Source organism: Pseudoalteromonas sp. SANK 73390 (assembly GCF_054966645.1).
Map to the genome: position 1 here is coordinate 126,832 of NZ_ARPN01000035.1, position 21,425 is coordinate 148,256.

Consider the following 21,425-nt stretch of genomic DNA (forward strand, 5'->3'; position numbering starts at 1 on the left):
TGTATAAAAAAACAGTTGGTGTGTGTGAAAAAACAACTTCCAGAAAAATACTACCTCGATCATTTTAGTGAATTTATAGCGCATACTCGACACCATAATATGCACTTGTTATGTGACGAGCACTTTTCGGTGCTAGAGCGTATTGATAACTTAGCAGAGAATGAACGTTGCTTAATGGTTCGGTTGTTAAACCGGAAGTCGAATTTTGTAGCACGTACAACACTTAAATATAAAGAAATTAATAATTTACCTAATGCTTTAACGGTTTTACGTCAGCAGGAACTTATCGCAGGTGTAAATTTAGATAAATTTGAAGATTGGTTAAGCGTAATAACTAAGCCTGAATTAATGGCTTTATGTAATGTGATTGAGGCGGTTAAACTGCCCTCGAGAACGGCAAAAAAATCATGCTGGCTTGAGTTTACAAAGCGGCATTTAAGGTTTGCTGATGTTGCCCATCATGAGGTTGCAAAACGCTATTTATATATTTGCGTGGCACCACAGTTTGAGTATTTTCTCTTTCTATATTTTAATCGGTTAGAACGCAATTTGTCACAGTTTTCGATGCGTGACTTAGGCGTGATGAAAACGCATAGCAAGGCCAGTGGCGGTAGTTATTTCGATAATCGCCAGTATGCGCTTTTTGCATATCGTTATGCTAAATATTATCAACGACTCCAAGATTCAGGTATTGAGCAAAGTGCTGCATTGGCTAACCTGCTTTTACGCGAGCCAATAGACGCTGATCTTGGTGTTCAAGCAAACTATCAAAAAGAAAAAGTGTTTTATAAACTTGCTTGTTTGTTGGAAAAGTCTCACATCAACTTGGCAATGCAGTTGCTTGAACAGTGTACCAGTGCAAAAGGACAAGAAAAATGGGTAAGGTTGTTATATACGCAAGGTGAGCATGAATGTTGTAAAGCCTCTCTTGAAGCCATTTTGAATACTCCTAATGATGAACACTTGCTACTTTTTGCCAAAGATTTTCTGTTACGTAAGTTTGCGCAAAAACGTACTTCTATTTTAACTGATTTATTGCGCGAGCACAGTCATGTAATAGCGATAGACGAAGCCTATAAAGGCAATACAGAGCAAGGGGTGATAGCGCACTACAAACGAAATGGAATACGCGCTTGGCATGCAGAAAATCACCTATGGCTTGCGTTATTTTCGATTGTTTTTTGGCAAGAGCTTTATGAAAATGAACATAGCATGCCTTGTAATGAGTTTGAGCGTTATCCTCAACTGCTAAAATTCAACCACTTTTACGACACTCTTGGCGCAAAAATTGACGAAAGATTGTTATTCATTAATAGTACCAATGACTTTAAAAGTTGGTTGTTAAAACAGGCAACATTTTATTATGGTCAACAAAATGCGTTGTTCAATTGGAGCGATAAAGTGCTCGAACAGCTGTTAATACTTGCCCAGCATGTCAACGTAAAGAAACTTACTGTGTTATTAAAGGCGATGGCTAAAGATTTTAAAAACTTAAAGGATGGCTTTCCGGATTTAATGATATTGGAGCGAGATTCGTTGCGATTTGAGGAAATAAAAGCACCAGGTGATTCGTTACGTAGAAATCAACTCGTATCTATTAATCAACTTAGCCTATGTGGTTTTGATGTTGACATTCAGCGCACGTGTTGGCAATTTGACCCTAATCAATCATATGCTGTAGTTGATTTAGAAACGACTGGAGGAAAAAAAGAGCTCGACCGTATCACCGAAATTGGCATAGTGAGAATTGAGCAGGGTAAAATAGTTGCAAAGTGGCACAGCTTAGTCAACCCTCAGCGGCGCATTCCTAAATATATTACTCAGCTCACTGGCATTAATAATGAGATGGTTGCTCAAGCGCCAGTGTTCAGTGATATCGCGTCTCAAGTGAATGACTTTTGCGATAATGCAATTTTTGTGGCGCACAATGTCAATTTTGACATGGGCTTCTTAAAACATGAGTTTCAAAGAGTAGGTATGTTATTTAGTAAACCCAAATTGTGTACTGTTCAACTAGCAAGGAAATATCTGCCTGGCCATCCATCATATTCGCTTGGAAATTTATGTAATACGCTTAACATTGAGTTGAGTCAGCACCATAGAGCTTTGGATGATGCAATGGCGGCTGCGAAGATTTTGCTCTTGGTAAATGAACAAAGAAGAAATGATTAGCATAGAAGCGCTTGTAAACAGTGTGGTGTTTTGAGTATTTGGTTTTTTACAGCTACAGTTATACGTATCGATAAGTAAAGGGGTAAGGTCATATTGCGACTACTATTACTCGTGGTAACACTTGGGCTCAGTTTTATGGCACTGGCTCGTGGATTAAACCCCGTTGGCATCTTGAATGAAGCAGAAGACTACCTTACTGTAAACCCAGCTAACTCCATGGTATTGCTAGAAAACATTGAAGCTCCTGAAGAGCTCCCGGATAATTTGTTTATACGCTGGCATTTGATTATGATGCGCGCGTCCGTGCCAACCAATCAAATGACACGTTTACTAGACTCACTTGAGGCAACATTTTCAAAACAATCAAGCCCTTTTTTTAAAGCCAATATCACGACTATTTTAAGCGCATTAGGTATTTTTTTGCGCAGGGAGCGTTACTATAACGATGCACAAACTAGTCTCGATTGTTCACATAAATATGCAGAAAATGACCGACAACGCTTAACATTAACTAACAGTATGGCGTTAGTCGCAAGAGAGCAAGGCGCTCATTCAAAAGCTCGTAATCTTTATGCGCGTGCAAGAATTCTTGCAGAGCAAATGCAGCTACTTCCTGTACTTGCAATGATTGAGAATAACTTGGGTAGTATGGCGTTAGATCAAGGCAATATTAATGAAGCTGAGCGACTGTTTCGCCAAGCACTTAGTGACTATCAGGAGATAGACAAACGATCAGGCAAAATTTCAGCGGGTATAAACCTACTATTTGTTTTTTTGATTAAAGAGCAATTAGTAAATTACCAACGCTTGGTTGAGCCAACTTCAAAGTTGACTGCTATCTTTCCTAATAAATCAAAGCAAGCTATGTTGTTGTGGTTAAACGCCCGCTTTGAACAACTACAGGGCAATGAGCCAGACGAAAAGCGAAAGTTAGCTTTAAAAGTGGCATATGAAGATTTGCAAAGCGATAAATTAAAAGCGCAAGTACATCGGTATCTAGCGGGCAAGCTAGATATAGATGTTAGCTTACCCAGTGCACCTGTAAGGCAAAGTTTTGAAGCGCACTGGTTCGATGCCGTTAAAAAGTGCAACTGGGAGTGAATGCAATTTTAAATTTAACAATCTTTGATTGGAGCGGCTTTACCTGTTTTGATGCAAAACTGAAAACCTACCATGGCTTTGTATCGGATACATACAGTGGCAATGAAGCAATAAAGGGGAGATTACAGTTAGCTAAAATATGCCACGGAGCTAAACTTTAATTGTTATGTATCGGTGTCAACTTGTATACACCACCATTTGGTTTTTTTGATATATAAGAGTGTGATTTTGGGCGTAGTTCTTTGCGATTAGGAGAGTCGAAAGTACCAAGCACCAATGCAACAACAGGCTCATCATCAACAGCACCGAGTGTACTACCACAAACAACACAAAAACTCCTCGATGAATAACCCGATGACCTCCAAAGGTTTGGTTCTCCTCCTGGTCCATCCCATATAATACTTTCTGCGTTAAACTCTACCCATGCCTGAGTCAGTGACCCACTATGACGCTGGCAGTATTTACACGAGCAGGTATGTGGATTATTAGGCATACCTATTGCTGTAAAACGAATATTGCCGCATAAACATCCGCCTTTGTATGTTTTTAACATGTCCAAACTCCAAAATTTACTGACGATATACTTAATGGAGCTCGTTTGAGAGATCCTGACCTTCGTCAGGAAGACGATAAGTGGGTGCTTGGGCACTACCGTTTTCCTAATTAGCCTCATAGTTGAGCTTATTTCGTTATTCTGAACTTGTTTTAAAATCTCATAACCTAAACGATTAGCATTTGCAGCGCCCCCCTTTTTGGAGTAATTTGATATGCTATCTTTTTGCTATTGGATGGTTTGGGTTTAACTGAAGCAGATCCCATAAGTTGCCATATAAGTCTTCAAACACCGCGACAGTCCCATAATCTTGCTCCGCAGGCTCACGAATAAAATTAATACCTATTGACTTCATTCGCTTAAAATCACGCCAAAAATCATCCGTGTTTAAAAAAAGAAATACTCGACCACCAGCTTGATTGCCAATAAAGCTATACTGCTGCGGTTTAGAAGCTTTAGCAAGTAACAGCGTAACACCTTGTGAGTTTGGTGGGGCAACAGTAACCCAGCGCTTATCCTGTTCAGGTTGAAGAGTGTCTTCAATAAGCTCGAATTTGAGTTTATTTACGTAAAAATCAATTGCTTCATCATAATCTTTTACAACGAGCGCAATATGGACAATATTCTGTTTCATAGTATTTCTTATTTAAAATTTCACTTACTAGCATAGACATGATGGCACCCTCGCGGTGTTCGTTCCACTTTTTGGGATAGGATTAAAGTTAAAGCCATAATTAGTTTGTCAAATAACTAAACACGAGCAATAGCCATTAAAACAGGCATATTGCCTTTTGAACTAGTCATAACAAAAGGGCTATTAACCCTGATATTTGCAAAGCCATTTGCTGTCAGTGCTTGTTTAACCCTGTTCTGCGACAATCCCATATTCGATGAATCATCATTAGAAAGCCAATCCCATTGCACAAATACCCCCTCTTTTTTTATTAGGGGCTTTAATAAACTTAACGTTTCCTCATAATCAGGCAGAAAACCGCAAACAGATGACGCCACAATTAGATCAAATTTATCCCCTAACTTCGCACAGTTTTGAATTAACTCTTTCGATAAATAATCAGAAATAGATGATACATTTTTAAGCGCTTTTTTATCCAAATGTTTTATCATTTCTGCAGATGGGTCTATCGCAATAATACTTTGAACTTTTGGGCTCATAAGCTCAGTTAAGGCACCTGTTCCACAGCCAAAATCAAGAACAGTTAGACCATTAATATTGATGTTTTGCAAAAGCTCAGAAAATGCATTATTTGCATATTCTTTAACCGTGGGATCTTCATCCCAGTTTTTAGCATACCTATCCCACTCGTTACTCAAAATACTCTCCAAAAGTATATTGTTGATTTAAATACTAAACATCCAAATAGCCTAAACTTGCTGCCCATAATCGAAGTAACGTAACCTCAGCTAGCGAGTTTTGGGATGACTACTAAAACTTGTGGCATCATATCACTGAGATATGTTTGGATACATATTTATTACGGGAGGAGAACCGTGGATAGCACTTTGTGTTAACAAAAAGCGCATGATGGGTGGTATGAAGGCTGAAGATTAGGGAGCTCTGACTACCTGGTTGCTTTTTTGTTTTTAAAATCAACATTTTGCTTTAACGTAAAATCTATTTAGAAGTTTGTGTTGCACTACCCCCAGCTCTATGCCAACTAATAATTCTATTTGCTAAATAAACAAAGTAAACAACATAGTCAATATTTTTGCTTGTTTTTTGTTCGAGGTCTATCTTTTATTTATCCTTTTAAAAGGTAGGTAGGTTTTATGGCAACGGCAACCCAAAAGACAAATAAGTCATGTTGATACCAGTACGCTGCACCTGAATATTACCACTGTATCTAGCGGTGTGTTTATAGTGCTTTTTGTACGGAAATTTAGCTGGTTTATGCGCGTTTTGAATGAAGATATAGCCAGAAAAGCCAATAAAGAAGATAACTGTACAGGCCGATTTTGGGCGGCCGCCGCGCTGAAGGGCATTTTAAATCTCAGGCACTTCTAGATGAAGTCGCACTGGCAGCCTGTATGGCGTATGTTGATTTAACCCACATCAGAGCGAAGATGGCAAAACCCCCCGAAGACTCTGAGCACACCAGCGTTCAAAAGCGAATTAAAGCTGCGAGAGACGCTAAACAACCCAAACAACTCGCTCGCTTTGCAGGTAGCCCCAGAAAACACATGCCCAAAGGGCTATCCTTTGAGTTAAAGTCATACTTAGAGTTAGTTGAGCTAACAGGGCGTTGTATGCGAGAAGATAAACGTGGGCATATTGAACAGTACACATCACCCATCTTAGAGCGATTATGCATAGCACCTGAAAACTGGTTAAAGCTCACCACACAATTTAGCAAAGTGTGCAAAGGGGCTGTAGGGCGGCCCAATAAGCTTGATGGCTACTACGCACATTTAGAAGTAAAACGACGAACCGGCATCAGTCAATGTGAAAAGCTATTCGCTTCCATAACTCAACAACACAAAACACTTACCATCAATTATGCTGATAAAATAGGCAAAACCGCGACTAATTTTTTGCTCGGATAAAGCTAAAAATAGTAGTAAAGAAGTGCTTTTGGTATGAAAATATTAAAGGTACTGGCTTTGCGTGTCCATTGTTTGATAATTCAATGATGGCTGTTTCGTTCTTTCGGTTCCGACCTCGCCAAGATAGTAGCTCTTACGTCGATTACTTTTGAATAATGACTGGCATGAGATAAAGCCATCACTCTGCTGGGTATTTAGATGAACAATACCACGAACTCGGCAAGATCAGCTTGAGTATTTTTAAGAAGTATTTTTGGACTATGATAGCTGCTGGCGCTAATTCCCAAACTTAAACAAGCGAAACGAATGCTAATGTTGTAATGCTTAACAGCATTTATTGCCATCTCTTTACGCTGAGATGGCTTTACAACTTTCCCTCAAGTGCATCCTGTCTGATCTGGGATTTAAAACATTCTTCAGCGTACATTTTTTTCAGGCGACTATTTTCAGCTTCAAGCTCTTTGAACCGCTTCATCATGGACGCATCTATACCACCAAATTTGGCTCGCCATTTGTAGAGTTGTGGTGAACTCATGCCATGCTCACGGCAAAGATCAGCAACAGCAACGCCGTTCTCATTTTGTTTCAATATTGCCAAAATTTGGCTATCGGTATATTTCGATTTACGCATAGAAAACTCCTTTGTTTTAGTGTAACGGAAGTTCTACTTATAACTGCTCCGACTTTTCGGGGGGATTACATGGCTTTGTGGATTGAGTCAGGGGTGACAGCGTGGAGCATATTGTGCAAAATAGTAAACGCATTCATGTTGTTTAGATCTGTTGTTTTTGGCGATTCATAAGATCACAAAACACCATGAATGCTCCCCCATTTCTCAAATTTTTTAATATTTCTAGTTCTCTGATATATAAAGGCTTATTCTGGGGATACTTTAGGCGTTACTTTCACTTGTAAGCGCTATGATAATGAATAGCCTGTCTTCGATTGTAAGTAATATTAGCTTTAAATTGTTCCCATTTAAAAAAACTGTGATTCAAATCTAATGCTAAGTGAATTATTTGGCATGAGCAAAGTTACCGTAAGTTATTTGCTATGATCTTTTCGAGCGCTTTTGCACTGACAGGTCGAGAAAAGTAATAACCTTGCATAAAGTGGCAACCAATATTTTTTAAAAATGCTAGCTGTTCCTCGGTTTCTACGCCTTCAGCAATACAAGTCATTTGTAAGCTTTGTGCCAGCAAATAAATAGTTTTAATAATGGACTTATTACTATTTAATACATTTAGCTTTCTAACAAAGCCTTGGTCAATCTTTATAATATCAATAGGAAATTGATTTAAATAGGTTAAAGATGAGTAGCCTGTGCCAAAATCATCTAGCAGTAAAACAAATCCAGCTTGCTTTAATGCATTGAGCGAACGCTTTGCTTTTTCAGTGTCTTCCATCAGCGAACTTTCGGTGATTTCAAGTCGCAAAACAGTGGTGTTTAGGTTGAATGATTTCAGAATGTTGATTAAATTGCGTGCTATATCTGATTTTAAAATGTGCACTGCTGATAGGTTTAAAGATAGGTAAAAATCTTGGTCGTTACGAATAAAGTTTTTGAGTTCATAAAGTGCGCGCTTTAAAGCTTGTTCAGTCATTAACTCAATTAACCCGACTTCTTCCGATATAGGTATAAAGTCCATCGGTGAAATTGGCTCCCCCTCATGCCGCCATCTCATTAACAGTTCAACGCCTACAACTCGGCCACTAATTATATTCACAATAGGTTGATAGTTGTTGTATATTTGATCATCTGTGTAGGCTGTTTTAAGCGCATTTTCTAAAGTTAGTTTGCGAGAAAGCTGTGTATTCATCTGTGTGGTAAAAAACTTAAAGCCATTACGACCCGCTTTTTTGGCATGGATCATCGCAATGTCAGCATTACGAATGAGCATTTCAGGAGTTTGCGCATCAAATGGGTACATGGCCACTCCAATACTGGCAGATATACTCATAGAAATACCACCAATTTCAATCTTGTTTGGTAAGCATTCGAGCAGCTCAGTTGCCAGTTCACTCAGCTTGTGTGGAGAGTCGATATCTTTAACCAATACTAAAAATTCATCACCACTTTGACGTCCCAAAATACAATAACGTGGCAATTTATCAGAGATCCTTTGTGTAATTTTTATCAATAACTGGTCTCCGGTGTGATGACCATATGCATCATTGATTGGTTTGAACTTATCAAGGTCAATAAACAGTAGTGCGCAATTGCTTGTCGATGATTTTGCACGGTGTAGTGCAAACTCAATGTGCTGTAGCATTAAATTTCGATTTGGCAGCTTCGTTAATGAGTCAAAGTTAGCCAAATAACGCAGTTCGCTTTCAGCCTGTTTTTGCTCTGTTAAATCTGATATTACAATAACATAATGCTCAATATGCTTATTGTTTTTTGAAATTGCATTAATACTTAAGTTAATTGGATGTACATTTTGATGAGACGTTTTAACTGTCAGCTCTTGTCTTATGAGCTGTTTTGGCCCAAGTTGGCGCATTCGCTTTAAAAGGTTCTTTAATCGCGTTTTACCAACAACTTGGGAGAATTTACTCAATGAAAGATCATGAATAGCTGTACTATCATTTAATTCAAAAGCATAACAGAAGCTTGAATTGACTGATAAAGGCTTGAAATCAGCATCTAAAATTAAAATCCAATCGCTTACTTGGCTAAATGCTTCACCGAGTATTGTTGCTCGTAAATCAACAGCCTTTTGTTCTGTAATGTTGGTATAGATCCCCATTACTTGATCAGGGCGACCGTGTTCGTCAAAACTTAAGACTTGGCCAATATCGTGATACCACAACCAAGATCCGTCATTGCCTTTAACCCTATAGGTCAATGAAAATTGCTTGTTTCTAGTTGAATGGAGTATTTTTTCCCATGTAATTTGTACGCGTTCTTGATCATCAGGATGAATAAGAAAAGCGTAGTGTTTTAAAGGAACTTGTTCACTGTTGTGCTGTGTTAATAAACAATCTGAGTTGCGTTTTTGTGTTACCACTTTAGATTGTAAATCTACTTGCCATATGCCACTTTTAGTCGTGTTTAGTGCCATTTCTGTTTGCTGTTTATTGACCGTCACTGCATGTAAAGCGGCTTCTATGGCTTGTCTTTTATTATAGTTTTGCTTAAACCAAATAAATGATATACCGCTAATGCATATAAGGTAAAAAGTCCATGCTATTGGAGAATTAAAAGGTAAATATTTGACGTTAAAAGGCACTGTGATTGAATCTATAACCGTTTTATTGCCTAATGTTTGCTGTTTTATTGAGAGCGTATATTGACCAGGCTTTAACTGGCTAAAAAATAAGTAGTTGACCTTTAAATTATCAAACTCCATTTCAGTAGGCCCTTTTAAATCAACATGATATTGGTAGCTCGCTTGATTTGAAAAGTCAAAATTACTGAATTTAATTCTTAGTCCTAAATCATTAGGTTCTAAGGTTAGACGCTGGTTATTGATAAAGCTCGGAGAGTAGTTTAGGTCACGTGTCATCAAACTGATATCTGTAATGGCGAGTTTAGCCGTGGTATTAGCGTGCTTGGTGAAGTCATCAGGAGAAAACCAAACTACTCCATTAATGGTACCGAATGCCATCTTGCCACCTTTTATTACGGCGCTAGCATTGGCATTAAATTCATTGTTTGGTAGTCCGTGGTTAGTATCAAATCTTTGAATTTGTTTAGTTTTTATGTTGAAACGAAGTAGTCCAGATTGACTACTTAACCACAAACACCCCAAATTATCAGCGTGTATTTGATATACCGTTTGGGGGTCTTTCTCAGTCGGTAACTTAACCTTAAATTTAACCGATAAATTATCTGCATTAAGTGCAATAACACCGTCAGTTGAACTTGCAAGCCATATAGTACCGTCTGCTGTAGCTATCCAACTATCAATTACCGAAAACTGTTCTGACTCTTGTTGCTCAAATTCATAAATCGTCGTTATTAAGCCTGTACTTTCATTAAAACTTACAAGTCTATGTGCTGTGCTAATTAGATATTCAGTTGGTCTTGATGGCAATGGAGGCAAAAATTTATAAGTATTGTCCACATCGAGTTGTTGGGTTAAGTTTGTTAAAGGTCGTACTATTTCGTTTTTTGCATCATAGACAAAAAAACCACTTTTACTAATAAATACAATTTGATTATTTGGTAACACACTCGCTCCCCAGTTTTGAGCTGAGAATGGGTTTTTACCCACGGTTGGACTTACTGGGGGTAATCGAATATTGCCACTGTATTTATTGATTAATTTTAGGCCATTTAAAGTTTCTAAAAAGAGTTCATTGGGCATGAGTTCATTGAGGGATATGATTTGATAAACAACATTCGTTGCATATGCTGCCTTAGGGTCTGCGTTTTGATAAAAATGTTGCGGGCTTGGGTCTTGTAATGTATTAAATCTTAATACGCCATTATCTGTGGCAAGCCAAATACGACTATCGGAGTCTTGGTGTATTGCCCAAATATTGTTGTTAATAATGGTGTTATTAGTTGCTTTGAGTACATTAAAGCGCAAAGAACTTATTGGCCAATAGTAAGCGCCTTGATTTAATGTGGCCATCCAAATATTGTTATTGGTGTCTAACATTAAATCGGTGACGCTTGCTTGGGGTAGTTTGTATTTACTGTCTTGCAATGAAAGCAGCTTTTTAGCCGTTTTAGCATTTCTATTTACTTGATACACGCCACGCTCAGTGGCAATCAACTCGCCTTCTGGTGTCATAACATGATCCCAAATATTCAGCTTTGGCACCAGTATATATGCAGAGTTTAGCTGTAAGTTTTTGTTGTTTATTGGTATTACGTATAAACCCTGTACTGTGCCAACTAATAATCCAATAGCAGAGTCTATTTTTAATAATTTTATATTACTATTGAGGTTGTTTTGTTGTTGTTTACGAAGGAACTCATGTTCAAAGAGTTGCTTAGAGTCAATGTTGAGAGTAAATAGCCCTTGGTTTGTCCCAATAACTAGTTGCTTGTCAATTTTAAGTAAGGCTCTTATATAGCTATGCTGCTCAAAAGATGCAATTAAAGTTGAGCGACGATTCGTTAAGTCAATTTTATAGAGAAAGTTATCTATTCCAGCGTAAAGTGAGTTACCTAACTTTATAGCTGCTGTGATCTCAGAAAAGGTGTTTGTATTGGTGGCTAATCTTCCCGAATAAACCTGTTTAGCATCAAGTGTATTGATGTCAATTAGGTAAGCGCCATTAAAAGTGGTAGAAACCAGCAGGGTATCTTCGTCTAGTAACATTAACATTGAAATGTGTTTTGTTGAGAAGTTAATAGGCTTTTTAAAGACTTCTACTAAATCACCATCATAGCGATTCAAACCCATATGTGTTCCTATCCACACATAGCCATGTTTGTCTTGAACAATATTACTAACGCTTGCTTGAGACAGACCTTCTTCAGTAGAAAGTCGATTAATAGTGCCGCTATTTAGTGCTAAGGCATTGCTTTGTAAAACAATCGCTAAGCAAGCAAAAAAAATGAGCACATAGCTACGATACATGTAATCGTCCTTCGAATTGTTATTGTTTATTTGTCATGTTTCCTGCTTTCTAAGGCGTAATACTCCCCATTAAACTAGTTTAATACCAATTTTATTAAAACATTGATCATTCTAGCGAGTTAAATAATTCATGTAGAACAAATACATGCCGAAATTTTTGCCTGGTTACTAAGCCATTTATCTATCGTAATATCTGGTCATTTATTTAATGCAATTGATATAGCACGCTTATTTAAAACAGTATTATTGTACCCAACTAGACTGGTTGATGCCTTAAAAAGGGGTTACTTAATGACGTCACCAACTTCATTTAATAGAAATTTTAGTATAGTTTTTTATTAATTACAGGGGCCTAGTCGTAAGTAATCATTTATTCGTTACTGCATACTAAGTTTATGATCAACTTGTATGTAAATAACAATAATTATCATTTTTTGTTTTTTTGTAGTTGATAACTATTTTTGTTTAGATTAAACTTATTGGCAGTTAATGTTATTGAGATTGGTTCGTATTCATGTACATCTGTATTTGTCACGGCGTGACTGATAAAAAAATAGCCCAAACGATAGACGATGGGGCCACTAGCATGCGAGAGCTTAGCAAAGAGCTTGGCGTTGGTACGCAGTGTGGTAAATGTACGAACTGTACTAAAAAAATCTTAAACGAGAAGTTGATAGAGATTGTGGATGTGACAGATCAAGTTGCTTAATAACTTTTAGATTCAAACAAAAAAAGGGCCTTCAGGCCCTTTTTTGTTGCTATAAATCACAATTGCGATTGTAAATAGTTTTCAATTCCCATCACTTTTATTAAGTTTTGTTGGGTTTCAAGCCAATCGAGTTGCTCTTCTTGCTCATTTAAAATGGCATCAAGTGCTTCTCGTGATATATAGTCTCGTTTTTGTTCAGCTAACAGAATAGCCGCTTTTAAATCACTTAATGACGTTTGTTCAAACTCCATATTAGCTGTAATCATCTCTTTGCTATTTTCACCAATACGCAGGCGACCTAAGCTTTGTAGGTTTGGCAATCCCTCTAAAAATAAAATGCGCTCTATTAAGCGATCAGCATTTTTCATTTTTTGAATTGAGGTTTTATAATCAGCTTTATCAAGAGCGCTAAAACCAAAGTCTTTGAACATGCGAGCATGCAAAAAGTATTGGTTAATACCCACCAGCTCGTTAGCCAACACGGTATTTAATGCACTGATAACGTCTTTATCACCTTTCATGCTGACTCCTAAATTATAGTTGCGTTTGAATGTAGTTTTGGGTACCAATTTTATCCATCAGTCCTAGCTGTTGCTCTAACCAATATACATGGTCTTCTTCGGTATCAAACAATAACTTTTCCAGCGTTTCGCGTGATTGATAGTCTTGCTCTTGCTCGCAGATAGCGATGGCTTCTTTAACACTTACAACAACTTCTAATTCAAGTGTTAGATCGTTTTGCATCATAGAGCGTACGTCATGACCAATTAGTAAGTCTCGGCGTTTAGTCATGTTGGGGATGCCTTCTAGGAATAAAATACGCTTGATTAGCCAATCAGCATGCGTTGTTTCTTCTTCCATTTCATGGTTTAGACGCTCGTATAGTTTGTTCAACCCCCAATCATCATACATGCGAGAATGAATAAAATATTGATCAATAGCTGCTAACTCATTTGCCAAAAGTGCATTAAATGCATCAATAACGCGTTGCTTACCTTTCATACCATCTGCCTGCTAATAATTAATAGAGGGCCAGTTTATAGTAAATGATTTACCTGTCAATAAAAAACCCATGAAAATCATGCGGTTAAATATTGATTATAATTCGCATTACAGTTAATTTTTGTATCATTATATGGCTTAAGTGGCCGATGAACCATCACCTAGGCAAGTAACTAATCTAGGTGATGGCTAGCTTATTTTTCGCTTAAAGCTGCTATCTTAGCGCGTGAAAAACGGGTAAAAAGAACTGGCAGTACAAACAGTGTTAATAGCGTTGAACTGATGAGCCCACCAACTACCACAGTGGCAAGCGGTCGCTGAATTTCGGCCCCAACACCGCTTGACATGATCATCGGTAGCAGCCCTAATGCAGATGTTAAAGCTGTTATTAAAATTGGACGTAAACGTGCTGTTGCTCCGTTAAATATAGCCAGCTGTGCTGTTTCACCTTGTGATATGCGTTGGTTGATACTCTCAACCATTACCACTGCATTTAAAATTGCCACGCCAAATAATGTAATAAAGCCTACTGAGCTTGGAACTGAGAAGTATTGTCCGCTTATATATAAAGCAAATACACCACCAATAACTCCCAAAGGTACATTAATCAAGATAAGGATAGCTTGACCTACCGATGAAAATGCCAAATAGAGCAAAAGTGCAATCAAAGCTAGGGACAAAGGTACTATAAGAGTTAATCTTTTTTGCGCGCGTTGCTGATTCTCAAATTGGCCACCAATGACTACCGAATAGCTCGCGGGTAGAGTTATTTGGTTGTCTATTACAGAGCGGATGTTGGCAACAACGCTACCCATATCTCGACCCTCTACGTTAGCTTGAATAGCAACCGTTCGTTGAACATCTTCTCTCCTAACTTGTGCAGGGGCAGATTGAAAGCTAATTTGTGCAACGTCACCAAGCTTTACCCAAGCACCACTCGGAGCGAGTAATCTAAGGTCTTTGATTGCTTGAGGGTTTTCTCGAAAACGATTGTCTAAACGTACATAAATATCATAGCGTTCATTACCCGTTATTATCTGACCTGCACCTGTGCCGCCAATACCATCTCTTACCACAGACATCACATCCGCTACTGATAATCCATAACGTGACAGTTGCATGCGAATTGGCTTTATAATCAATTGTGCCTCACCGGTAACTTGCTCTAAAGCAACATCACTAGTGCCGTCGATTGTTTTAACCAGCGCCTCAATTTGTTTTCCTTTGGCAACGAGGATATCTAATTGTGGACCAAAGAGCTTAATGGCCAGCTGTGCTTTAACACCAGATAGTAGTTCATCGACTCGAGTTGCTATTGGTTGCGAGAAATTAAACAACAGGCCTGGGTGGGTAGCTAATTTTTCTAACATCAGTTTTTGCAACCCATTACGATCCTTTGCATTTTTCCAGTGTTGTATTGGTTTGAGTCCTATATAAATTTCAATGTTATTTACGGGCTCAGGGTCACCCCCAATTTCAGCCCGGCCAATACGGCTTAATGCATAGGTTACCTCATCAAAAGAAAGCAGTTTTTGTTCGAGTATGGGAGCTACTGATAATGCCGTTTCTAAACTGGCAGAGGGCGCGAGTGTCACTCTTAAATTAATTGTACCTTCTTCAAGTTCGGGTACAAACTCCGTGCCAATTTTAGGTGTAATCACAATAGCTATAATAAGTAAGACACTAGCACTTATTAATACTAGAGCAGGTGCCGACATCGCTTTATTAAGCAAGAAGCGATAAATCCTATCTAAAGGCGTTAGTATGACGCTTTTTCGCACTTTAAATTTGTATGTAAATAAATAAGAAGCCAGAGCGGGAACAACAACCATGGCTACAATGATTGCGCTTATCAATGCCAACATAATGCTCACGGCCATAGGTTCAAAGAGCTTGGATTCTACGCCTTCAAAACTAAATAGGGGAATAAAGACCACCAATATGATCATTGCTGAAAAAATCACAGGCCGTGCAACGGCCTTACCGGCTCGTTTAATAGTTACTTGGCAAGATTGTGATTGATTCTCGTTTAATTGTTTGCATATGTTCTCAACCATTACGACTGAGCCATCAACCAACATACCGATAGCAATCGCAATTCCTCCTAGCGACATTAAATTGGCAGATAAACCGAACCAAGACATTAGCATCAAAGCCAGTGCGACTGAAATGGGGATAGAAATAAGCACCAAAAATGTTGCTCGAAGACTCATTAAAAACAACGCTAATATAATAATGATGAGTAAAAAGGCCATAGCTAAAGCACTTACCACGGTACTTACTGCTTTTTGAATTAAGTCGGCTTGATCATAAAAGGGTACAAATCGCACACCATCGGGGAGGGATTGTTCTATAAGCTTTATCCGTTGCTTTAACCCTGCAATGGTATTGTTGGTGTTAGCACCTAGTCGTTTTAACACAATGCCAGAAACTACTTCGCCCAGTTGTTCAGGCTCACCTTGTGTATTTCTACGTGTCATCGTAACCGCGCCTTGGCGAATTTCAGTACCAAGCTTTACTTTTGCCACTTCAGCAACAGTAATAACAACACCATTAATGGTTTTTACTGGCACTTGTGCCAGTTGCTTAATCCCCTCCTGCGAGCTTGCATACCAACCTATTCCTCTTATGACTAGCTGCTCCTGAGCGCGTTGCATATACCAGCCACCAGCATTTTCATTGTTTTGAACGATCGCATTTACAACATCATGTTGAGTTAAACCATAGCTCATCAAGTGTGTTGGATTGATATGAATTTGATATTGCTTTACATTGCCACCAAACGATAGCACGTCTGTAACCCCATCAATGGGCATAATGAGTAATTTTACAACCCAATCGTTGAGGCTTCGAAGTGTCATGGTATCAATATTTGCATTGGGTTCACTGATTAATAAATACTGATATATTTGCCCAAGGCCGGATGTATTTGGGCCCATCTGCGGTATCCCGAGCCCTGCAGGGATAAGTTCTTTGGCTGTTTGCAGGCGTTCAAATACAAGTTGGCGAGCAAAGTAAATATCGGTTCCTTCTTTAAAAACCACGGTAATGCCAGACAGGCCTGTTTTAGAGATAGACCTTACTTGCTGCACACTTGGCAGAGCATACATTACCGCTTCAATAGGGTAAGTAATTAGTTTTTCTACCTCCTCAGCGGCAAGCCCAGGCGCTTGAGTATTAATGGTAACTTGTACATTTGTAACATCAGGGAAAGCGTCCAAATTGAGCTTTGGGATTAAAAGTGCAGCAGCAATCAAAGTAGCAACAAGTGCTAACAGAACTAACAGACGATTATCAACAGACCAATCAATAAGGCGATTTAGCATATTAGTCACCTCAATTAATGGTTGTGTATATCAAAGCTGTTTTTAGCCAGCTCAGAGGAAATAAAAAATGCACCTTGGGTTACCACCTCTGAACCTTCTGCTATGCCAATCACTTCAACCAGCTCGTCAAACTGGCGGCCTCGCTTAACGTTGACCGCTACAAAATGGTTTTTTTGAGAGACAATAAATATTTGCCATAAGCCTTCTGCGGTTTGTATTAGCGCTGTCTCAGGTACAGTTATAACAGGCTGCGCTGTTGGCTGAGTAAAATACACATTAACGAACATACCTGCATGGAGTCGGTCTTCTTGATTATTTACTTGCAGGCGAACTGTGCGTGTTCGGGTGACTGGGTCTATGGTATGAGACTCTTGAATGATTCTAGCTTGGTATGTATGTTTTAAATGTTCAATCTCTACGGTACTTTGTGATGAGATATGCTGATTATCGCTGGTTGATAAACGGGCTTCAACCCACAAGTTTGTCTCATCAGCTAATAACATGAGCGTTTGTCCAGTGTTAATGCGCTGCCCTTGTGAAAAATTATCTTGTAAAACCACCCCGTTTATTTGGGCATACAGATTATACTGACCTAAATTTAAGTTGCTGTTATTATTTAACTTATTAATCGCATTATCTGTTAGGCCGAGTGCTGTTACTTTACCTAAACTGGCTAAATAACGTGTTTTTGCTTGTATTCGCTGGCTTTCGCTGACCGCTAGTGCGTTCATATTTTTAACCCGTAACCATTCGTTAAATGCCACTATGTAGTCACCTTGAGCTTGAGCCATAGACTCGCTATATAATGTTACTAATTTATCCCCTTGTTTAACCCGCTCGCCTAAAGCAACATGGCGAGTCATTATGACGGAGTCGGTACGTGGAGATACCACATAACTTGTGTAACCATTTGCTTTTAACTCCCCAGGCGCATAAGTACGTACATACGCGATTTTGGACTGTAATTTTCCCACAGTGATGTTTGCTAATTCTTGCTGAATTTGAGTTAAAGTAATTTGTAAAGTTTCGTCGTGTTTTAGTAAACCTTGCTGCTCAGTATTTTTCTCGATATGAATGTGCTCATTCTCCCAAGATATTGCTTTTGAAGGGATGTATAGGGTAAGTGCAACATATATTATTGCCACGGTTATCAATTTAAACATAACAGTCTCTTGTTTTATCCATCTAGAAGGTGGATTTAATTTTTATTAACAGACACACATAATCCAATGCTGCGCACTAAAATACGTAGCTAAAAAGTGTGAAATGAATGGCCTTTGAGGCTTATAAAAATAAGGCGTTATGCTCTGGGAGGTTTAAATTGGGGTTCGTGACGTTGCAGCGCATATGCGAACTCATCTCGCTGTATGTTGTGCGCAGGTTGCCAGTATAAAGTGGGTGTGGGTTTGTTGATATACCAACTTAAATGACTGCCACTGCAATGTCCGCAATGATGGCAATCTTTGATATTGTGATCATCTTGAACTTGCTCGAACTGTGCCATAGTGAGCAAGGAGTGAGTATGCTCTGTTTTGAGGTGCTCAAGATCAATTTGATGAACTTGTGTTGCAGCAGCCACCACCCCAACAGATTGCAAAGCAATCGCTAAAGTAATAATAAGGCTGATAAACACTCTAAGATTCACGGTTAAACTTTTCTTAAGTTAAAATATAAGGCCAAATTAGCAAACATCTGCAATGTGGTCAATTCCATATTAGATAGCCACGTATACATCATTCTTAGGTTTGGTTCCAAATCTGGCTATAACGAAATAGATTTTGCGATAAACTAGGACCATTGTTATTAAGCCATTGAGTTGTTATGTACTCATCTGATATTTGTGAAAAAGCAAGAAACAGCAGAGACCATCGGTTTGATGGTTTATTTTATGTAGCAGTTAAAACGACAGGAATTTATTGTCGGCCAATATGTCCAGCACCTACGGCAAAAGAAGAAAATGTGGAATATTTTGAATATGCTCACAATGCCGCAGAGGCTGGGTTTCGACCATGTATTCGGTGTCGGCCTGACGCTGCACCAGGTAGTTATGCATGGCTCGGCACCGAAACAACCGCTGTACGAGCAAAAAAGTTAATTGATGAAGGGGTTTTATCAACCCACTCAGTAGCAGGTTTAGCTGAGCGTCTGGGTATCACTCAGAGGTATTTAAACAAATTGTTCAAGCAATTCTATGGAACTAGCCCCAAGCAGTATGCATTGTATAGACAATGTGACTTTGCTAAGCAATTGTTACAACAAACTACTTTACCAGTTGCACACATTGCGTTTGCGAGCGGTTTTCATTCATTAAGGCGCTTTAATGATGCGTTTGTGCGTTTATACCAACTTACACCAAGTAAACTAAGAGGAGGTGTAGAGCATACTCAGTCAGTAATTACCTTGAACCTGCCATTTAGGCCACCTTATAACTGGCAAGTATTACATGATTTTTTGGCTAAACGGCTGATTGAGCCTGTTGAATGGTTAACAGATAATAGCTATGGACGTAGTTTTAACCTAGAGGAATACGATGGATCGTTTGAAGCACATTTTGACAAGATTAATCACCGTTTTAGGGTTGAGATAGCGATTAATGATGTGGCTGGGTTGCGTACTGTGGTTAGTAATATACGCAGAGTGTTGGACTTAGACGCCAATACATCTTTTATTGAAACTCACCTTGGTCAAGCTTTACCAAAATCGTTTAATTTAACTAAAGGGCTGCGCTTACCGGGTATTTGGAGCGAGTTTGAAGCCGGTGTTCGTGCAATATTAGGGCAACAAGTGAGTGTTGGGGCTGCTAGGAGCTTACTTAAACAATTGGTTCAAGAACTTGGCGAACAAAATCACTTAGGGCAAACACTATTTCCAAAGCCTGATGTGATGAAAGATAACGCATTTGCTTTTTTTAAAATGCCACAACGGCGTAAGGAGGCTTTAGCAGGTTTTGCTCGCTATTGCAGTGATGAAAACGTAATTGATGATCTCGATTTGTGGTTAGACATAAAAGGGGTTGGTCCTTGGACTGTGGATTATGCAAAAATGCGTGGGCAAAGTAACCCCGATATTTATCTGGCTGGAGACTTGGGTGTGAAAAAAGCGTTTGCTAAGTATGGTGAGCTTGATATAAATACATGTGCTCCGTTTCGAAGCTATTTAACCTTTCAATTATGGCAGCAGTTATAGTTTATTAACTTGCTATAGGCACTTCGATTGACGTGTTTATAGTTGTAGCATCGCAATGTGGTTGAATTAATGCGGGACTTGTTAGTAAAGCAATTGATATACAGTTGCATGATTTTATATGGCGAGGGGTTGTTGCTCTTTGCTTTGTGTTGTTACCACAGTTATTGGGTATTTTCCCAAGGCAGAGCCTGTATCCATAGTTGCTTTATGTAAGGGTTGATAACGTAGAAAAAAATACCAGAATGGCACTGCTCAAAGGCTTTCAATGCAACATAGCGTATTTCTTGCATTGAAAGCATTTGATTTGAAAAAATTTATACCGCAAAGATAAACACGCCTTAAACATGAGCAGCAAAATAAATTAAACTAGATATACTTATGAGCAATTATTATAAACTTTGGGAGTATGAACTGTTGTTATTAAGGTTGTTCATTTGTTTGTGTTTAGGGTCGTTTGTTCCTGCTATTTCCGCACAAACACTTACTTTTTGTTATGAAGACAAAGAATTGGCACCCTCATATATGGGGACAGGCTTACATGTGCCGGATACTCGCCCAGGGGTTAGTATTGAGGTGCTACAAATGATGGAGCAAAAAATTGATGGCCTTAGCATTGATTTTATAAGGGAGCCTTGGCAACGATGTTTACATGATATGAAACGCAACAAGGTTGATGCGGTAATCGCCAGTTACCGTGAAGAACGAGCGGCTTTCATGGTTTATCCAACAACTCAAAATGGTGAACTTAACACGCAACTTGCGCTTAATAAATTTGGACGTTGTATTGTGGGTGATAAACAGTTTATCAAAGCGTTAGCATCCTCAAAGCAAAGTTTTAGCCTGGCCATCCCCAATGGCTATTCATCTGCGAAAAATATTACCGATGAGCGCTTTATTAAAGTTGATACGTTATCTCAACTAGATGCTTATGAATTGGTAAGTAAACGAGTAGTTGATGGTACGATTGGGCTGTGTATGATCAATGAAAAGGTTGTTAAAGCGTTTCCTTTTGCAAAGCGATTGGAGGCATATCACCCGCCATTTGATACGAGCTATGGTTTTTTAACTTATTCAAAACAGTTTTTTAAGAATAATGAGATACTTGCAAAAGAACTATGGGAACATTTAGCCGAGTTTCCATTTGCGCAGGTTTACATGGAGTACTTAGGATTTGAGCATCAACAAATTGACAGTATCATAATTGACCCTGAGGGCTCAAAGTAAAATAGTAAACAACCAAAACTTTGGTTAGACTAGTGGCATTGTTAGTTACA

At 38.7% G+C, this 21,425-nt stretch carries 14 protein-coding genes and 2 pseudogenes; 6 read left to right on the top strand and 10 right to left on the bottom strand.

All coding sequences use genetic code 11. From position 1 onward, the window contains the following. Positions 1-24: 24 nt before the first annotated feature. Positions 25-2,172 carry an exonuclease domain-containing protein gene (locus tag SANK73390_RS03120; RefSeq protein ID WP_462763419.1) on the top strand — a complete coding sequence of 716 codons (2,148 nt, stop codon included), beginning with the start codon at positions 25-27 and terminating at the stop codon, positions 2,170-2,172. A gap of 93 nt (positions 2,173-2,265) precedes the next feature. Then, positions 2,266-3,273, top strand: a complete 1,008-nt coding sequence (locus SANK73390_RS03125) for a tetratricopeptide repeat protein (protein ID WP_462763422.1) — start codon at positions 2,266-2,268, stop codon at positions 3,271-3,273. Positions 3,274-3,430: 157 nt separating this feature from the next. Here SANK73390_RS03125 and SANK73390_RS03130 read toward each other — a convergent pair whose 3' ends face one another. The 3 genes from SANK73390_RS03130 to SANK73390_RS03140 form a co-directional block, all read right to left on the bottom strand. After that, positions 3,431-3,826, bottom strand: a complete 396-nt coding sequence (locus SANK73390_RS03130; RefSeq protein ID WP_462763424.1) for a GFA family protein — start codon at positions 3,824-3,826, stop codon at positions 3,431-3,433. 217 nt (positions 3,827-4,043) lie between these two features. Continuing rightward, positions 4,044-4,460, bottom strand: a complete 417-nt coding sequence (locus SANK73390_RS03135; RefSeq protein ID WP_462763427.1) for a VOC family protein — start codon at positions 4,458-4,460, stop codon at positions 4,044-4,046. Between the two features lie 116 nt (positions 4,461-4,576). Further along, entirely contained in the window at positions 4,577-5,158 is a 582-nt protein-coding gene (locus SANK73390_RS03140) for a class I SAM-dependent DNA methyltransferase (protein ID WP_462763429.1), read from the bottom strand. Between the two features lie 568 nt (positions 5,159-5,726). Between SANK73390_RS03140 and SANK73390_RS03145 the strand changes: the two are divergent. Beyond that, positions 5,727-6,304: pseudogene (locus SANK73390_RS03145) on the top strand (transposase); the annotation flags it as partial. A gap of 347 nt (positions 6,305-6,651) precedes the next feature. On the opposite strand, the pseudogene SANK73390_RS03150 reads toward SANK73390_RS03145, so the two are convergent. Beyond that, a pseudogene (locus SANK73390_RS03150) lies at positions 6,652-7,019 on the bottom strand (transposase); the annotation flags it as partial. Between the two features lie 403 nt (positions 7,020-7,422). Further along, positions 7,423-11,928, bottom strand: coding sequence for an EAL domain-containing protein (locus SANK73390_RS03155; RefSeq protein WP_462763432.1), 4,506 nt, complete (start codon positions 11,926-11,928; stop codon positions 7,423-7,425). Positions 11,929-12,442: 514 nt separating this feature from the next. On the opposite strand from SANK73390_RS03155, the gene SANK73390_RS03160 reads away from it, so the two are divergent. Then, positions 12,443-12,637: a bacterioferritin-associated ferredoxin gene (locus SANK73390_RS03160; RefSeq protein ID WP_261591410.1), complete on the top strand. Its 195-nt coding sequence runs from the start codon at positions 12,443-12,445 to the stop codon at positions 12,635-12,637. Between the two features lie 56 nt (positions 12,638-12,693). Here SANK73390_RS03160 and bfr (SANK73390_RS03165) read toward each other — a convergent pair whose 3' ends face one another. The 5 genes from bfr (SANK73390_RS03165) to SANK73390_RS03185 form a co-directional block, all read right to left on the bottom strand. Then, complete coding sequence (bfr, locus tag SANK73390_RS03165) at positions 12,694-13,158, bottom strand: bacterioferritin (protein WP_261591411.1); 465 nt, start codon at positions 13,156-13,158, stop codon at positions 12,694-12,696. Between the two features lie 13 nt (positions 13,159-13,171). Beyond that, positions 13,172-13,639 carry a bacterioferritin gene (gene bfr, locus SANK73390_RS03170; protein WP_261591412.1) on the bottom strand — a complete coding sequence of 156 codons (468 nt, stop codon included), beginning with the start codon at positions 13,637-13,639 and terminating at the stop codon, positions 13,172-13,174. A gap of 194 nt (positions 13,640-13,833) precedes the next feature. Continuing rightward, the gene (locus SANK73390_RS03175; RefSeq protein WP_462763437.1) at positions 13,834-16,965 is read right to left on the bottom strand and encodes an efflux RND transporter permease subunit; all 3,132 of its coding nucleotides are present in this window, start codon (positions 16,963-16,965) and stop codon (positions 13,834-13,836) included. Positions 16,966-16,979: 14 nt separating this feature from the next. Further along, positions 16,980-18,128, bottom strand: a complete 1,149-nt coding sequence (locus tag SANK73390_RS03180) for an efflux RND transporter periplasmic adaptor subunit (RefSeq protein ID WP_462763440.1) — start codon at positions 18,126-18,128, stop codon at positions 16,980-16,982. A 137-nt stretch (positions 18,129-18,265) separates the two neighbouring features. Then, positions 18,266-18,610, bottom strand: coding sequence for a hypothetical protein (locus tag SANK73390_RS03185; protein ID WP_462763443.1), 345 nt, complete (start codon positions 18,608-18,610; stop codon positions 18,266-18,268). Between the two features lie 176 nt (positions 18,611-18,786). On the opposite strand from SANK73390_RS03185, the gene SANK73390_RS03190 reads away from it, so the two are divergent. After that, positions 18,787-20,151: a DNA-3-methyladenine glycosylase 2 family protein gene (locus SANK73390_RS03190; protein ID WP_462763446.1), complete on the top strand. Its 1,365-nt coding sequence runs from the start codon at positions 18,787-18,789 to the stop codon at positions 20,149-20,151. A 378-nt stretch (positions 20,152-20,529) separates the two neighbouring features. Beyond that, on the top strand, positions 20,530-21,375 hold the full coding sequence (locus SANK73390_RS03195; protein ID WP_462763449.1) for a hypothetical protein: 846 nt from the start codon (positions 20,530-20,532) through the stop codon (positions 21,373-21,375). Positions 21,376-21,425: the final 50 nt, after the last annotated feature.

Coding starts and splice junctions, on each gene's coding strand:
- SANK73390_RS03130 (WP_462763424.1), bottom strand. CDS start 3,826: ATGTTAAAAACATACAAAGGCGGATGTTTATGCGGCAATATTCGTTTT.
- SANK73390_RS03155 (WP_462763432.1), bottom strand. CDS start 11,928: ATGTATCGTAGCTATGTGCTCATTTTTTTTGCTTGCTTAGCGATTGTT.
- SANK73390_RS03135 (WP_462763427.1), bottom strand. CDS start 4,460: ATGAAACAGAATATTGTCCATATTGCGCTCGTTGTAAAAGATTATGAT.
- SANK73390_RS03195 (WP_462763449.1), top strand. CDS start 20,530: ATGAGCAATTATTATAAACTTTGGGAGTATGAACTGTTGTTATTAAGG.
- SANK73390_RS03160 (WP_261591410.1), top strand. CDS start 12,443: ATGTACATCTGTATTTGTCACGGCGTGACTGATAAAAAAATAGCCCAA.
- SANK73390_RS03175 (WP_462763437.1), bottom strand. CDS start 16,965: ATGCTAAATCGCCTTATTGATTGGTCTGTTGATAATCGTCTGTTAGTT.
- bfr (WP_261591412.1), bottom strand. CDS start 13,639: ATGAAAGGTAAGCAACGCGTTATTGATGCATTTAATGCACTTTTGGCA.
- SANK73390_RS03180 (WP_462763440.1), bottom strand. CDS start 18,128: ATGTTTAAATTGATAACCGTGGCAATAATATATGTTGCACTTACCCTA.
- SANK73390_RS03190 (WP_462763446.1), top strand. CDS start 18,787: ATGTACTCATCTGATATTTGTGAAAAAGCAAGAAACAGCAGAGACCAT.
- bfr (WP_261591411.1), bottom strand. CDS start 13,158: ATGAAAGGTGATAAAGACGTTATCAGTGCATTAAATACCGTGTTGGCT.